Raw genomic sequence first — 15,394 nt, forward strand, 5'->3', positions numbered from 1 at the left:
GAGACAATCAGATTGTCGACAATCTAACAAGAGGCTCTGCTCGAATTCTTATCTTCGCTTCGCGGCCCGGGCCGGGGTGCGAAGGGCTGGGTCAAGCCGCACGGCCATAGAAGCCGACGCGCTCCTCCTCGCTGAACATCACGCCTGGCTTCTCATAGTAGGAGAACACCGCGATCATCCGTTCGCGTTCACCTTTGACCGTGGTGACACGATGCGCGGTGTTCTTGCCGCGAAACACGTTCAGCGTGCCTGGTTTCATGCGCAGGATCCTGGCGTCGGGGTCACGTCCTTCGAGCAGCCGGGCGACGCCCTCGTAGTTCGGGTTGTCATCCGACCTGAGATCGGTGCGGTATTCGAGGTCGCCGCCGCGTTGCGCCTGCTGCAGCAGCAAGGTGGTGGTGAATTCCGAGCGGTCGAAGTGCCAGTTCAGCGCTTCGCCGGCGCGATAGGCCATGACATTGGTGCGGGCCAGCGGATCCTCCATGACGTGCAGCTTTGCCTTGCCCATCGTCGCCGCGAGGAAACGCACCAGCGGCTCATACTCATAGATCGCCATCACCGTGCTGCCGGGAATTTGGTCGGCGCAGACCGTGTGGCTGACGGTCTCGACCTTGCGCAATGCGGGATGATCGGGCGCCAGTTCGGGAATGCTCGGCTTGAAGTAGATGTTGTGCATGCGCTTGTGGACATGGGATTGCGTGTCCATGACCGGCTTGATCTCCCGCACCGCCTGTTCGGCGACGCCGGGCTTCAAGAAACCTTCGAGATTGAACATGCCGTCGGCTTCCAGCGCCGCGATCGACTGTCCGACGAGGCGGTTCCATTCGACGCTGCCTTCACGGTCGAGCGGATAGCGGTCGAGATCGAGAATGTCTTTCATGTCATGTGCTCCAACGTTAGGCACAGAAGACGGCAAAATATTCTTTCTCTCAACACCGGAAATTATTAGGATTGGCCGAGAAAAACTTCAGGAGCCTGATTTGGACCGGCTGCCGCCGCTGAATGCGATCAAGGCCTTCGAGGTCGCGGCCCGGTCAGGCAGCTTCACCTTGGCCGCAGCCGAGCTCGGCGTGTCCTCGGCGGCGGTCAGCCAGCAGATCCGCAATCTCGAAGCCTGGTTCGGCAAGCAGCTTTTCGTGCGCACGGGCAACCGCATCGCGCTAACCGATGCCGGGCACGCCATCTATCCGCAGACGGCGCGCGCGCTCGGCGACATTGCCGCGATCGGCCAGCGCATGCTGGAAGGGGGCCTGAGGACGCGACTAGTCGTCAGCGTGCCGTTCTCGCTTGCCGAGCTGTGGCTGGCGCCGAGGCTGGCCGTACTCCTGGATGCCTTCCCGCATATGGCGATCGATGTGCGAGCCGAGGATGATCCGATCGATCTGGTGCGCCAGAATGTCGACGTGCGCATCAGCTATGGCGACTATCACTATCCCGGCCTGCGGATGGTCCGCCTGGTCCATGACCAGGTGCTGCCGGTCTGCGCGCTGGAATTCTGGCAGCGGCACGGCAGTGGCGATGCGAGGCTCACCGATTTGCATGAGAGCCAGTTCATCCATACCAATTGGGGACCGAACTATGCCTCGCACCCGAGTTGGACCGACTGGTTCGCGGCATGCGGATCCAGCCGGTCGCCCGACCCGTCGCATGGCCGCCGCGTCGGCCTGTCCAGCCTGGCGATCGCCTCGGCGAGGCTCGGCCTGGGCATTGCCCTCGGCCAGCGGGTAATGGCGCAGGCCGATCTGGAGGCAGGGCGCCTGATCGCGCTGTCATCGGTCTCGGTGCGCCTTGGTCACCCCTATTGCGCCTTCATGCCGCCAGCCAAGGCCGACCGCGCCGACGTCGCCGCTTTGGTCGGTCTGCTCGTGAAAACGGCGCCCGCGACCTGAGAAAAGGTCGGGGCGCCGCGCGGAAACCGGGCCTGCGGGGGAGTCAGGTAGCCGGTTTCTGTGGCAGGGGCGAAATCGGCATTCCGGGGCCGATCTTCTGCAGATTGCCTGTGATCACCTGGTCGCCTTCAGCGACGCCGCTGAGAATGGCGACCATGTCGCCGCTGGTCGGTCCCAGCGAAACGAGCCGCTGGTCGACCGTATTGCCCTTGCCGACGACATAGAGGTACTTGCCGAGTTGGCTCGATCCCAGTGCGACCTGCGGCACCATCAGCGCATCGGGCTGTTGTTTGACGTGCAGCCGCACGCGAACATACTGGCCAGGCAAGAGCGTGAACTTGGCGTTGCCGATTGTGGCGCGTGCGGTGATCGTGCCGGTCGAGTGATCGATCGTGTTGTCGATAAAGGTGAGCTCGCCCTTCTGGTGGGCCTCGGTCTCACCGGGAAGCAGGACCTCGACCTCGATCGGGCCGGCGGCACGCGCTTCCTCGATCTGCGCCAGGTCCGTCTCGCTCGGATTGAAGGTAACGTAGATCGGATCGAGCTGCACCAGCGTGTTGAGCACGGTGCCGGCAACGCTGACCAGCGTTCCCACGGAAGCCTGGTTGCGGCCCAGACGTCCAGCAAACGGCGCGTGGATTTCAGCGTAGCTCAAATTGAGCTCGGCCGTGCGCACAGCCGCCTGGTTCAGCGCCAGCGACGCCTGCGCCTCGCGCAAGGTGCTGGTGCGCTGGTCGAAGCTGTCCTTGTCCAGGTAGCCGCTCTTGGCGAGTTCGGTACCGCGACCGAGATTGGAACGTGCATAATCGAGGGTCGCCGTGTCGCGCTGAACCTGTGCCTTCGCCTGGTCGAGCGAGGCCTGGAAGTCATCGGGCGAGATCCTGTAGAGCAGGTCGCCTTGCCGCACGTCGGCGCCGTCTTGCGCCGTCTGTTCCTGCAAATAGCCGGGGACGCGTGCCTGCAGCGTGATGCTGCGGATCGGCTCGGTCCGCGCGGCATAGTCGAGATAGATCGGGATCGTCTTCTTGACCACGTTCGCCACCGGCACCGGCATGACGAACGCTGCTGGAGCCGGCGCGGCCCCGGCCGTGCCGGCATTCAGGCTGAGATTGCCCATATCCAGCAGGTGGACACTGGCCACCGAGATCGCACCCAGCGCGACAGCCGTTCCCAACGCGATTTTCCATTTACGCATGATGATTCTCCAATCTTATTCGGCCGCTTCCGCCAGAGGAGGAAAGGCGGGTTTGGCCGTTGGTTCAGTGTGTTGAGAAGCGGGCTCGTCGCCGCCGCGCCGTTCGCGCAGCTGTTCGATGACCGCGTAGAAGACCGGCACGAACACCAGCGACAGGATGGTCGCGGCGACCATGCCGCCGAACACGGTGGTGCCGATGGACTGGCGGCTGGCGGCACCCGCGCCGGTGGCGATCATCAGCGGCACCACGCCGAGGATGAAGGCAAACGCGGTCATCAGGATCGGCCGCAGTCTCAGCCGAGCGGCCTCCATCGATGCCTCGACGATGCTGAGGCCTTCCTCGCGCCGCCGTCTTGCGAACTCGACGATCAGGATCGCGTTCTTGGCCGCCAGGCCGATCAGCATGACGAAGCCGATCTGCGAATAGACGTCGATCTGCATGCCGCGCACCCAAAGTGCGGCGAACGCGCCGAACAGTGCGAGCGGCACGGCCAGCAGCACCATGAAGGGCATCGCCCAGCTCTCGTACTGCGCCGCCAGGATCAGGAAGACGAAGACGATGGCGAGGGCAAAGACCACCGACGCGATCGACCCCGCCTTGAGCTCCTGGAAAGTGATGCCGGTCCATTCGAAACCGAAATCCCTGGGCAGCGCGGTCGCCGCGGCCCGTTCCATGGCGGCGACCGCCTGGCCCGACGAATAACCGGGAGCGGCGCCGCCATTGATGGTGGCCGAGGCGTTGTTGTTGTAGTGCGGCACGGTTTCCGGGCCGACGAACGGCACCAGTTTCCCCAACGTGCTGAGCGGCACCATGCCGCCGGAGGCATTGCGCACATAGAGCCGTGAAATGTCGGCTGCACCGGCACGTGAATCCTTGTCGGCCTGGATGGTCACCCGGAAGGTGCGGCCAAACAGGTTGAAGTCGTTCACGTAGAGCGAGCCGAGATAGATCTGCAGCGTGTTGAAGACGTCGGGCAGGTTGAGGCCGAGCAGCTTCGCCTTGGCGCGGTCGAGATCGTAGTTGAACTGCGGCGTCGAGGTCGAGAACGGCGAAAACAGCTGCTGCGGATTGATTTCAGGCTGCTTGCGGGCCTCGGCGATCACCGCTTGCGTGGCGTCGTTGAGGGCCGTGCTGCCGCGGCCGGTGAGGTCCTCGACGACGAATTCGAAGCCGCCCGTGGTGCCGATGCCGGGGATGGAGGGTGGATCGAAGGAGAGCGCGAAAGCTTCCGGAATCTGCATCAGCTTGCCACGCACGTCGCCGACGAGCTTCGAGGCGCTCTGGTCGGGGCCACGCTCCTCCCACGGCTTGAGGATGGCGAACTCGACCGCCGAGTTCGACTGCGCCGCGCTGGTGAGGAAGTTCAGGCCGCTGATCGAGCCGACGATGTCGACGCCTGGCGTTGCCTGCAGGATGTCGCGCGCCTTCTGGGCCACCGCATCGGTACGCTCCAGCGAAGCGCCGTCGGGCAGCTGGATGACGACGAAGAAATAGCCCTGGTCCTCGACCGGAAGGAAGGTCGAGGGCAGCTTTTGCCAGACGAAGTAGGTGGCGACCAGGCCGGCGGCGAACAGGCCAAGCATGATCCAGCGCAGCCGGATAAGGATGCGCACGCCATGGGCATAGGCATGCGACAGCCTGTCGAAGCCCGTGTTGAACCAGCGGAACAGGAAGAATTGCGTTTCGCCGCGATGGCGCAGGAAGGCTGCACTGAGCGCCGGGCTGAGCGTCAGCGAGTTGAAGGCGGAGATGCCGACGGAGATCGCCACCGTCAGCGCGAACTGGTTGTAGAGCTTGCCGGAGACACCGGGAATGAAGGCAACCGGCACGAACACCGCCATCAGCACCGCGGTGGTCGCAATGATCGGGCCTGTAACCTCGGCCATGGCGGCCTTTGTCGCCGCCAGCGGTTTCAGTCCGGCCTCGAGCTGTCGTTCGACATTCTCGACCACGACGATGGCATCGTCGACGACAAGGCCGATCGCCAGCACCATGCCGAGCAGCGAGAGCATGTTGAGCGAGAAACCCATCATCTCCATGATGACGAGCGTCGCCACCAGCGACACCGGAATGGCGATGGTCGGAATGATGGTCGTGCGCCAGCTCTGCAGGAAGATGAAGACCACGGCGACGACGAGCACCAGGGCTTCGCCAAGCGTGATCAGCACGTCATGCATCGAGGCCGAGACGAAGCGCGTCGTATCGTAGTGCATCGCATAGTCGACGCCCTTGGGAAAACGGGCCGACAGTTCCTGCATCTTGTCCTTGACGCGCTGCTGCAGATCGAGCGCGTTGGAGCCGGGCATCTGATAGACGGCGAGCACCACGGTCGGGTCCTTGCCGAAAAAGGCCGAGGACGAATATTGCAGGGCACCAAGCTCGATACGGGCGACGTCGCGCAGCCGCACCAGCGAGCCGGTGTCGGTGTTGGCACGCACGACGATGTCGCCGAATTCCTTCGGGTCGCTCAACCGGCCGACGGCGTTGACCTGCATCTCGAAGGCGGTGCCGGCGGGCGCCGGCGACTGGCCGATCTTGCCGGCCGCCACCTGGACGTTCTGTTCGGCGATGGCATTTTGCACATCGACCGCGGTGATGCCGAGATTGGCGAGCTTGTCCGGATCGAGCCAGACGCGCATCGAATAACGCCGTTCGCCGAAAATCTGCACGTCGCCGACACCAGGCAGCCGCTTCAGCGGATCCACCACCTGCAGATAGGCAAGGTTGGAGAGCGCCACCGGATCGACCGAATGGTCGGGCGAGGTCAGGTTGACGATGAGCACGAAGTTCGGGTTCTGCTTCTTGATCGTCACGCCGCCCTGGTTGACGATCGCCGGCAGCGACGAGGCGGCCTGCGAGACGCGGTTCTGGACGTCGACGGCGGCCGTGCTCAGGGAATAACCGACATCGAAGGTGATGGTGATGGTCGACGAGCCGTCATTGGAGCTCGTCGAGGACATGTAGGTCATGCCTTGCACGCCGTTGATCTGCTGCTCCAGCGGCGTCGTCACCGTGTCTGCCACCACTTGCGCGCTGGCGCCCGGATAGTGGGCGCTGACCACGACTTGCGGCGGTGTGATGTCGGGAAACTGCGAGACGGGCAGCAGGAAATAACAAATCGTGCCGGCGAGCACCATGATGATGGCGATCGCCGAGGCGAAGATCGGACGATGGATGAAGAAGTTTACCACGACACGCACGCCTCTCCGGCCGCTCTTGCCCGCCCGAAGGCGCTGGCGACCCTGGATAACTGGCCGCGCCCGTCCCGGGACCCTTCCCGTGAACGCAGCAACGGCACCTCGCGACGCTGCCCATCGGCAAGCGAACGCAACATGTTCTCGAACGCGCGGGGGTCGACCCCGTCTGCCTTCATGACCAGCCGGATCATCGGATCCCGGACGGCCTCATCTATGGTAAGATCGCGGCGCTGTGGCATTGGCCGGCTCCTTGTCTGTCGATTCGCAGCCCGTGCTCACGAACCGTTTTTCATCTCTTCACCGGCCGAGGCCGCATGATTGGCAATCTTTTCGTCCATCTCGATCTGGTAGGACCAGTTCACGACCTTGTTATTGACGACGGACGATATAGGTGTTACCAGTAAGTAACATTCTGGAAGTTACAGACCGGTAACACCCTAGTCAAGAGGTGGCCGAGGGTTTTTTGGAAACGAAAGGAGATCATGATGACAGACGGCGTCGTGGAGCGCTCTCGTCCCCGGGATCGGATTCTGGAGACGGCGCGTGACATGTTCCACAAGCACGGCATCAAGGGCGTCGGCGTCGACGCCATCACCGAGGCTGCCGGCACGAACAAGATGACGCTCTATCGTCACTTCGAATCCAAGGACGAACTGATCGTCGAATGCCTGCGCGCCAACGCACTGAAAGCTGGCGCGATGTGGGAAACGTTCGAGGCCGAGCATCCGGGTGACAAGCTCGCTCAACTTCATGCCTGGGTTCGCAAGGCCGCCGCCATGCTCAACACCGACGGCCGTGGCTGCGACATGGCCAACGCCGCCGCCGAGCTGACCGAACCCGATCATCCGGCAAGGCGCGTCATCAAGGAACTCAAGGAAGCCCAGCGCGAACGCCTGGTCGGGCTCTGCCGGGATGCCGGCATCGGCCAGGCCGAGCTTCTCGCCGATACGCTGTCGCTGCTGTTTGAAGGTGCGCGGGTCAGCGTGCAGACCGTCGGTGCCGAGGGCCCGAGCACGCAGTTCGTGCGGATGGCTGAAGGACTGATCGTTTCCTTCCGGGGCACTGCCGCCGGTTAAGTATTGCCGTGGCTGCTGGTGATTTTGCGGTCGCGCCGAAACGATGTCTGCTGCCCTATAGGCAGCAGACTATTTCCCGTTGACTGAACGAAAAAAGCCCGCTGCCGGGAGGAGGTGGCAGCGGGCTCGATTTCGAATGTGGCGCGGGAGGAGGTGCACCCCATTCAGCGTCGGCATCGCATCTGGGAGGAGTAGATGGCCGACAACCAGAACCTACGAGTTGCCCAATGATTCGGCAACAATGAATTGTGCATAGCTGCTGTGCAGATTTGCAGGGGCGGTCAGGTTCCCCAAAAGATGCGGGATCTCACTGCACGGGTACGTTTTCCCGGAAGATCAATCGCGGCTCGATGAATTTGCGGGTGAGATAGGGCGCCGATGATGCGATCGAGCCGAGCAGTTGGATCACCGACTGCTCCGCGATAAGCCTGGCGTTCTGGTCGATGACGACGTCGGCGAGGTCGTCGACGAGGTAGCCGCGTGTCTCCCTGGTCAGGTCGTGGCAGATGAAGACCGGCTTGCGGTTGGGCCTGGTTTCCCGGATCGCCTTGGCAATGCCGGAGCGCCCGGCGCCGACACAATAGATGCCGAGCAGTTCCGGCTCGTTGCGCAACGCTTTCATGGTTGCGGCATAGCTGGCGTCGGGCTCGTCATTGATCTCGACGGCGCTGCTGACGGTGAGGTTGGGAAACTCCTCGCCAAGCACGGAGCGGAAGCCCATCTCGCGCTCTTCATGGCCGCGATAGGAACGCGAACCGACGACCATCGCCAGCTGCCCCTCGCGGCCGCCGAGAAAGCGTCCCATCAAAAGTGCCGCCGTCCGTCCCGCCACGCGGTTGTCGATGCCGACATAGGCCGAGCGGGGAGCGGCCGGAATATCGGACACCAGCGTCACCAGCCGGATACCGGCCTCGACCATGTCGCGCAGGATGTTGCGCGTCCTGGGATGATCGACCGCGATGACACCGACGCCGTTGGCGCGCAGCGACAGCTTTTCGACCGCGGTCTGCAAGGCATTGGGCGAGATACCGGCGAGATTGTGAATCCGGCAGGACGCCACCAGCGGCAGGCGCGAGGCGTAGTCCTCGATGTGCTTTGCCAGGTCGTGCATGAAGTCGTTCGAGCCGATCGGCAGGAAGAATTCCAGGTTTGCGGGCCTCGAGGGAAGCGTCACCTGGTCGGCGACCGGCAGATAGCCGAGCTGCTTGGCGGCCTCCATGACGCGTTGCCGGTTGGCGGCACTCGCTCCGGGCCGGTTGTTGAGCACCCTGTCGACCGTCGCGGTCGACAGCCCGCAGTTCCTGGCGATGTCGGAGACGGTAGCCTTCATGCCGCAACCCTACACGTCGCTCCGTACGTCCTCAGTGCGCCGGCTTGCCGTCGGCGAGGGCGTCGCGGATGTCCTTGTCCGACATGCCGGTGATGATGCGCTCGACTTCCGCCACGGTTGTCGTCTTCGGATCGATGTCGTCGGCGACCACCTTGCCCCTGCGCATGACGACGATGCGGTCGACCACCTGGAAGACATGGTGGATGTTGTGCGCGATGAAGATGCAGGAGTGGCCGGAATCGCGGGCGTTGCGCACGAAGCTGAGCACGCCTTGGGTCTCCGCCACGCCGAGATTGTTGGTCGGCTCGTCGAGGATGATCAGGTCGCTGTCGAAATGCATGGCGCGCGCGATCGCGACCGCCTGCCGCTCGCCGCCGGAGAGCGAGCCGATCGGTGTCGTCGGCGGGATGTTCTTGGAGATTCCGACCTGTTTGAGCAGATCGCGCGCAACCGTGTTCATGGCGTCCTGGTCCATGCGGTTGAGGAAGCGCGGCGGCTTGATCGGTTCTCGACCCAGGAACAGGTTGCGCGCGATCGACAATTGCGTGACCAGGGCGGAGTCCTGGTAGATAGTCTCGATGCCGTGGGCGATGGCGTCGCTGGTATCGCGCAAGGTGACTTTCTTGCCGCGGATGAAAATATCGCCGCTGGTCAGCGGCACCGCGCCGGAGAGAACCTTGATCAGCGTCGATTTGCCGGCGCCATTGTCGCCCAGAAGGCCGACGATCTCACGCTCGTTGACATGGAAATTGGCGTCCACCAGCGCCTGCACGCGGCCATAGGACTTGCGGATGTTGTGCATGCGGATCAATGGCTCGGCCATGGTTCAAGTCCCCGCCTGGTGTCGGCGTTCCAGCCATGAATGCAACGCCATCATGCCAAGGATGATCGCGCCGATGAAGATGTTGTAGGCAAGGCCGGGCACGCCGATCAGCACGATGCCGTTGCGCATCACGCGCAGGATCAGGATGCCGAGCACGGTGCCGATGATGGTGCCGCGCCCGCCGGTGAGTGCGGTGCCGCCGATCACCACCATGGCGATCACCTCGAGCTCGTAGCCGGTGCCGCTGTTGGGGTTGGCGGCGGATGTGCGCAGCGAGGAGATGACGCCGGCAAGCGAGGCCATGACCGACGACAGGACGAACAGGCCGACCTTGACGCGATTGACATTGACGCCGCGGGCACGCGCCGCGTTGGGATTGCCGCCCGCCGCCTGGATCCAGTTGCCTGTCCGGCTTTGCGTCAGGACAAAGCCGAGCGCGATCGCCGCGGCGATGAACCAGAACAGCGACATGTAGATGCGGAACGGCCCGATGAAGAAGTCGCCGACCAGAGCCTCCGCCAGCCAGCTGCCCTCGGCACTCCAGGTGCGCTGCGGAAACCCGTCGGTGATGAAAAGCGCGCTGCCGCGCACCACCAGCAGCATGCCGAGCGTCACCAGGAAGGACGGGATCTTGAGCTGCGTGACGAACCAGCCATTGACCAGGCCGATCAAGGCGGCAACCACCAGCGCGACAAGGAAGCCCATTTCCAGCGAGGTGACGCCGGCATTGAACAGCGTCCACATCAGAACGGGCGAGAAGCCGAACAGGGACCCGACGGAGAGGTCGAATTCGCCCGAAGTCATCAACAGCGTCATCGCCAGCGCGATCAGGCCGAGCTCGACCGTGAAGGCCAGCGTGTTGGAGATGTTCTGCGGCGACAGGAAGTCGTGGTTGAAACCCCAGAAAACGGCGATCTCCACGATGAGCAGAATGAAAGGTCCGAATTCCGGCCGCGCGATCAGGCGTTGGATGAGCGAATGATTTTCCACTGGGAACCCGCGACATGGTTGAGACGGGCCGCGAGCTCCACCGCATCGGGTGGCATGCCACGGCGCAGGAAGATATCTGGCGCCGTGCGAAAAACGCGCGGCGCCAGGGGATCGCGGATTATTTGCCGGACAGGATCTTGTCGTAGACCGCCGCGGTGTCCTTCTCATAGAGCGCGCCGGTGATGACGTTGAAGCCCGGAGGAATGCCGCTGGCCGCCATGTTGGCGAGCGACAGCGCCACATAGCTGGTCGCCTGCGGATCCTGCCACTGGCCGGCATTGACATAGCCGTTCAGCACTTCCTGGGTGGTGTCGAGCGAGTTGCCCCAGCCGACCACCGGGATTTCGCCCGGCTTGACGCCGACCTGGTCAAACACGCGCTTGATCGAACCGGTTACGAGGTCGCCCAGGCCGATGATGGCGTTGACCTTGCCCTTGTGAGCGGTGAGGTAGTCGACCATGCGGTTGATCACCTCGGCCTGGTCGAGCGTCGCTTCGGTCACTTCATAGGTGATGCCGAGCGGGCCGAAGACGCTCTTGATGCCTTCTTCTTCCTGCACGCCGTAGGTGGCGCCGGGGATCTCGACCGGCATCCAGACGAAGTCGCCCTTCTTCACCAGGCCCTTGTCGACCAGATACTGCGCCCAGTGCTTGCCGAAAGTGACGTTGTCGCCGCCGACATAGGCGTTGAAACTGGCCTTGGGATCGGGCGTGTTGAAGTTGATGATCGGGACGTTGGCCGCGCGCGCTTCCTTGACGATCTCGACCAGGCTGCCCGGATCGGGGCTGGTGGTGACGATGCCGTCGGCCTTGGCCGAGAGGGCGGCGCGGACCGCCTCCTGCTGCGAGGCGACGTCGCCATTGTGGAACGACGTGTTGACGGTGTTGCCGGTGTCCTTGGCCCATTGCTTGGCGCCGGCGAGGAAGTAGGTCCAGACCGGGTCGGCCGGGCCGCCATGTGAAATCCAGTAGAACGTCTTGGCCTGCGCGGCTGCCGGAATGACCGTCAGCGCGATCAGCAGGCCGTAGAGCACAAGTCTTAGTCTCGTCAGCATTTGATTTCCTCCCGGTTGAAGATGATCCGTCCCTTGTTCCGGCTTCAGCCGGATTGCGTCTTTTTGCCAGCGCCGCTCGGATGCATAAGAGCATTCCCTTTTTCGACGAATGGCAAGCCTCCATCTGCAGATGTAGTTGGCGCCTGACGCGGCGCCATCAGCGACCCCATCAGATCGCATCAGTCGGGATGATTTTTCCCGGGCAGTCGGATGATTGTCGCCGAGAGCTCAGCCGGGCGGACTATCCCGATCACGTCTGGGCGGTCTCTGAGGGCGAAAGCCCCCAAAGAGCCGCTTAGAGCAGGCCGGCCTTGGCCAGGTCGCGCATCAAATGGCTGGCGCCGTAGGTCCAGTGCGGGCAATCGGGCGACAGCCGCACGCGGTTGACCAGCGCGCCGAATTTTTCCGACGAGATGGTGACGATGTCGCCGACCTTGTGCGTGAACCCCTTGCCCTTTTCGCCGCGATCCTTCGACGGCACGAACATGGTGCCGAGATAGAGCGCCAGCCCGTCCGGATACTGGTGATGCGGGCCCATGGCCGCGGCAACCAGCTCCTCCGGCGAGCGGCTGATCTCGGCCATCGAGCTTGCCCCCTCCAGCGAAAACCCGTCCTCGCCCTCGACCTTCAGGCGCACGACGGCCTGCTTCACGTCGGCGATGGAGAACGTGTCGTCGAACAGCCGGATGAAGGGGCCAAGCGAGGCCGAGGCGTTGTTGTCCTTGGCCTTGCCGAGCAGCAGCGCCGAACGGCCCTCGACGTCGCGCAGATTGACGTCGTTGCCGATGGTGGCGCCGACGATCCTGCCGCTCGAGGCGGCGATCATGGCGATCTCCGGCTCCGGATTGTTCCAGGTCGAAACCGGATGCAGGCCGACATCGGCGCCGAAGCCGACCGAGGCCATCGGCTGGCACTTGGTGAAGATCTCGGCATCTGGGCCGATGCCCACTTCCAGATATTGCGACCAGGCGCCGCGCGAAATCAGCTTGGCCTTGATCTCCATCGCCTCTGGCGAACCGGGCTTGAGCTTCGAAAGATCATGGCCGATCAGACCCGCAATGTCGGCGCGGATGGCGTCGGCCTTATCAGCCGAGCCACGCGCCTGTTCCTCGATCACCCGTTCGAGCAGGCTGACGACGAAGGTGACGCCGGAAGCCTTGATCGCCTGCAGGTCGACCGGCGACAGCAGAAAGGGTCTTGCCCGGTCGCGCGTGGCTTCGAAACTGTTGGACGCGATATCGTCGAGTGAACCGATCGGCTTGCCCGTGGCCGAGCGCACATGGCCGGCCGGGTCGGCCAATTCGCAGATGTCGCGCACGGTGGGCGCCGCGCTGGATGTGATGTCGAAGACGGTGCCGTCGCGCACCGTGACGACCAGGGGGTGCGAGGCATCGCCGCTCCTGGCGCGGCCGACAAACAAGCCTTCAGCGGGCAGATGTGTCGGGTTGGTCATGAGTTGGGTTCCTCGTTGAATCGAAAATGCTGGCCCGGTCGGCGCGGCACTTTCGCCGGATTCCATTCAAAGGTCTATCCCATCCAAGCAGTCGAGCGGTGGCCGCGAATATGCCGACTGGGTCATCCACGATGTCCGGATGTCAAGGACATCACCGGGCTTAGGGTCCGGTTACTTGAACTTGACTCAGAGAATTGTTCGTGTTTTGTTCTGGGCGCCAGAACAGAACGGAGGCGTTCCTTGGCGAGCGTATAGGTAATGTACCAAGGCGAACTAGATTTCGGAATTCCAGAACCGCCAAGGCGGCTCAAAAAGCCCGATCGTGTCTTCTTCGGCGTGTTTCTGCAGGCAGGGGATTATTTTCGGTTTGCTGATTGTCAAAGCCGGCTATGCGACAAATGTGGCATAGCCGGCTCACCGCTGATACCGGAGCGTTTTCATGTCAGCCAGCAGCATGTCGGGGACTACAAGCGGCTGCGGTCGAAGATCATCTTTGCGGCCACCCGATCGGGGCAGCGCGTCAAGATGCCTGCTTTTGAGATCACCTTTCGCCACGCCAGGAGCTTTCCTGGCCGCCCGGCGACAACAGGCCGACCGGCCAAGCATCCCTTCGTGCTTGTGGCCGATGTCGGACCGGTTTGTGAACTGAGCGGGAATCTCGGCGTCGAAATGCTGCGTGAAGGCCTGAAGGCGTCAGACGGGTTCGTCCCTCATATGACCCTTGCCTATGACCAGAAACTTATCCCACAACTGCCGATCGAGCCGATCAGCTTCGTGGCGCGGGAGTTCATTCTCGTGCACAGCCTGCGCGGGCTGACGCAATATGACTTTCTGGAACGTTGGCCGCTGATTGCGATGTAACGAAGGACGCGCTGGTTCGCGCGACACCCCATCCTGACAGGGTCATGTCAGCTATCGACCTGTCCGCGATGGCAGGTCCGCAAGCGGTTCCCTACTTGCAATGCGTCTGAACAGGAGGAACAAAAATGACCGTCACGGAAATCGCCAAGGAGTTCACCGAACTTCTCAAGCAGGGCAACAACGAAGGTGCTGCCGAAAAATACAATGCGGACGATATCATCAGCTACGAAGCGATGGAGGGACCGATGGCCGTCAGTCACGGCAAGGAGGCCCTCAGGCAGAAAAGCCAGTGGTGGCAAGAGAACCACGAAGTGCATGGCGGCTCGGTCGAGGGCCCTTATGTCAACGGCGATCAATTCGCGGTGCGCTTCACCTTTGACATAACGCCCAAGGCCACCGGCGAGCGTGTCACCATGGATGAGGTTGGCCTGTACACGGTCAAGAACGGCAAGATCACCGAAGAGCGCTTTTACTACTGAGGCCGGAAATCGGTCTTCCCAGCTTTGCTCTCTTTGCGGCAAGGTTGAAAATTTGCACGGCGGCCAGAGCGATCCTCTGGCCGCTGGGAGCGTTCAAATCGTCTTCACATACTGCGCAAGTTGATCGGCCACCGTGCCCCAGCCGTCGAAGAAACCCATCTCTTCATGGTTGTCGCGGGTGGCTTGGTCACGGTGAATGGCTGTGGCGGTATAGCGCGTACCCTGGCCATCCTGATGGAGCGAAATGACCGCGGTGATGAAAGGCTCGCCCGAGGGTCGATAGCCGGGCAGCAGCGCATCCGTCCACACCAGCCGCTCGTTGGGCACGATTTCCAGATAGCAGCAGTGGCGGTCACTGACCTCCTTGCCGTCGGGCGACTGCATGCGTGTCCGAAACAGGCCGCCCGGCCTGAGGTCGATCTCGCAGTCGGTGATCAGCCACGGCTTCGGCGTGAACCACTGCCTGACATGCTCAGGTGTCGTCCAGGCTCGCCAAAGCAATTCGCGCGGCGCATCGATTACGCGCTCCAGCGTCAGGTCCAGTCTAGGATCCGGCTTGAACGGATAGCTCATTTTTCTGTCTCCTTGAGGGTCATGACATAGGCATCGAACTGGTCGAGGCGGCGTTCCCAAACTGTACGCTGTTCGGCCAGCCAGCTTTCGGCGAGCTTCAACGGTTCAGGCGCAAGCTCGTAAGTCCTGACCCGTCCGGTCTTTTGCGAACGAACCAGCCCGCAGCCTTCGAGAATCTTGAGATGGTCGATGAAGGATGGCAGGGCCATCTCGAAAGGCTGGGCCAGTTCGCTGACCGAAGCAGGGCTCCTGTTCAGCCGCTCGACCACGCGCCGTCGCGTCGGGTCGGCAAGCGCGCGAAAAATGCCGTCGATCGGCGGGAGGCTTGGATTTCTACTCTGGAGGCTGGTCATCGATCGGTCCCCGGGTTGTCAAAGCGGTCGAAAATACTTAGGTAATTTCCTTAGTGTTGGCAAGCGCAAATTTACGGCAATGTTGGCCAAGCTGCTGGCCAAGCGGGAAGGGCGGTTTTA

The 15,394-nt window shown here is 62.7% G+C and carries 14 protein-coding genes; 4 read left to right on the forward strand and 10 right to left on the reverse strand.

Annotation, left to right across the window (positions count from 1 at the left end; translation table 11 throughout):
- Positions 1 to 91: 91 nt before the first annotated feature.
- The gene (locus LB571_RS15695; RefSeq protein ID WP_140617350.1) at positions 92 to 880 is read right to left on the reverse strand and encodes a 2OG-Fe(II) oxygenase; all 789 of its coding nucleotides are present in this window, start codon (positions 878 to 880) and stop codon (positions 92 to 94) included.
- 100 nt (positions 881 to 980) lie between these two features.
- Between LB571_RS15695 and LB571_RS15700 the strand changes: the two genes are divergently transcribed.
- Positions 981 to 1,889, forward strand: a complete 909-nt coding sequence (locus LB571_RS15700) for a LysR substrate-binding domain-containing protein (protein WP_224595787.1) — start codon at positions 981 to 983, stop codon at positions 1,887 to 1,889.
- Positions 1,890 to 1,932: 43 nt separating this feature from the next.
- On the opposite strand, the gene LB571_RS15705 is transcribed toward LB571_RS15700, so the two are convergent.
- Together LB571_RS15705 and LB571_RS15710 are read right to left on the reverse strand one after the other, a co-directional pair.
- Entirely contained in the window at positions 1,933 to 3,084 is a 1,152-nt protein-coding gene (locus tag LB571_RS15705) for an efflux RND transporter periplasmic adaptor subunit (RefSeq protein ID WP_015318882.1), read from the reverse strand.
- 15 nt (positions 3,085 to 3,099) lie between these two features.
- Positions 3,100 to 6,276 carry an efflux RND transporter permease subunit gene (locus LB571_RS15710; RefSeq protein ID WP_140617599.1) on the reverse strand — a complete coding sequence of 1,059 codons (3,177 nt, stop codon included), beginning with the start codon at positions 6,274 to 6,276 and terminating at the stop codon, positions 3,100 to 3,102.
- A 491-nt stretch (positions 6,277 to 6,767) separates the two neighbouring features.
- Between LB571_RS15710 and LB571_RS15715 the strand changes: the two genes are divergently transcribed.
- Positions 6,768 to 7,358 (forward strand): TetR/AcrR family transcriptional regulator, encoded by a 591-nt coding sequence (locus LB571_RS15715; RefSeq protein WP_015318879.1) that lies wholly within the window; start codon positions 6,768 to 6,770, stop codon positions 7,356 to 7,358.
- A gap of 307 nt (positions 7,359 to 7,665) precedes the next feature.
- Here the strand turns inward: LB571_RS15715 and LB571_RS15720 are convergent, their stop codons facing one another.
- From LB571_RS15720 to LB571_RS15740, 5 genes are all read right to left on the reverse strand, one after another.
- On the reverse strand, positions 7,666 to 8,688 hold the full coding sequence (locus LB571_RS15720; protein WP_015318878.1) for a LacI family DNA-binding transcriptional regulator: 1,023 nt from the start codon (positions 8,686 to 8,688) through the stop codon (positions 7,666 to 7,668).
- A 31-nt stretch (positions 8,689 to 8,719) separates the two neighbouring features.
- Positions 8,720 to 9,511 carry an ATP-binding cassette domain-containing protein gene (locus tag LB571_RS15725; protein ID WP_224595789.1) on the reverse strand — a complete coding sequence of 264 codons (792 nt, stop codon included), beginning with the start codon at positions 9,509 to 9,511 and terminating at the stop codon, positions 8,720 to 8,722.
- A 3-nt stretch (positions 9,512 to 9,514) separates the two neighbouring features.
- Entirely contained in the window at positions 9,515 to 10,501 is a 987-nt protein-coding gene (locus LB571_RS15730) for an ABC transporter permease (protein WP_140661452.1), read from the reverse strand.
- A 118-nt stretch (positions 10,502 to 10,619) separates the two neighbouring features.
- Positions 10,620 to 11,555: a substrate-binding domain-containing protein gene (locus LB571_RS15735; protein WP_224595791.1), complete on the reverse strand. Its 936-nt coding sequence runs from the start codon at positions 11,553 to 11,555 to the stop codon at positions 10,620 to 10,622.
- Positions 11,556 to 11,850: 295 nt separating this feature from the next.
- The gene (locus LB571_RS15740; RefSeq protein ID WP_224595793.1) at positions 11,851 to 13,008 is read right to left on the reverse strand and encodes a fumarylacetoacetate hydrolase family protein; all 1,158 of its coding nucleotides are present in this window, start codon (positions 13,006 to 13,008) and stop codon (positions 11,851 to 11,853) included.
- A gap of 258 nt (positions 13,009 to 13,266) precedes the next feature.
- Between LB571_RS15740 and LB571_RS15745 the strand changes: the two genes are divergently transcribed.
- The gene (locus LB571_RS15745; protein WP_224595795.1) at positions 13,267 to 13,869 is read left to right on the forward strand and encodes a 2'-5' RNA ligase family protein; all 603 of its coding nucleotides are present in this window, start codon (positions 13,267 to 13,269) and stop codon (positions 13,867 to 13,869) included.
- 125 nt (positions 13,870 to 13,994) lie between these two features.
- Complete coding sequence (locus LB571_RS15750) at positions 13,995 to 14,348, forward strand: nuclear transport factor 2 family protein (RefSeq protein ID WP_140617345.1); 354 nt, start codon at positions 13,995 to 13,997, stop codon at positions 14,346 to 14,348.
- Positions 14,349 to 14,441: 93 nt separating this feature from the next.
- Here the strand turns inward: LB571_RS15750 and LB571_RS15755 are convergent, their stop codons facing one another.
- Both LB571_RS15755 and LB571_RS15760 read right to left on the reverse strand, forming a co-directional pair.
- Positions 14,442 to 14,921 (reverse strand): SRPBCC family protein, encoded by a 480-nt coding sequence (locus LB571_RS15755; RefSeq protein ID WP_140661449.1) that lies wholly within the window; start codon positions 14,919 to 14,921, stop codon positions 14,442 to 14,444.
- Positions 14,918 to 15,274 (reverse strand): ArsR/SmtB family transcription factor, encoded by a 357-nt coding sequence (locus LB571_RS15760; protein ID WP_140661448.1) that lies wholly within the window; start codon positions 15,272 to 15,274, stop codon positions 14,918 to 14,920. Before LB571_RS15760 ends, LB571_RS15755 begins: the two co-directional genes overlap by 4 nt.
- Between the last annotated feature and the right edge of the window lie 120 nt (positions 15,275 to 15,394).

Source organism: Mesorhizobium sp. BR1-1-4, from assembly GCF_020165375.1.
In the GTDB taxonomy this organism is placed as follows: Bacteria; Pseudomonadota; Alphaproteobacteria; order Rhizobiales; family Rhizobiaceae; genus Mesorhizobium; species Mesorhizobium australicum.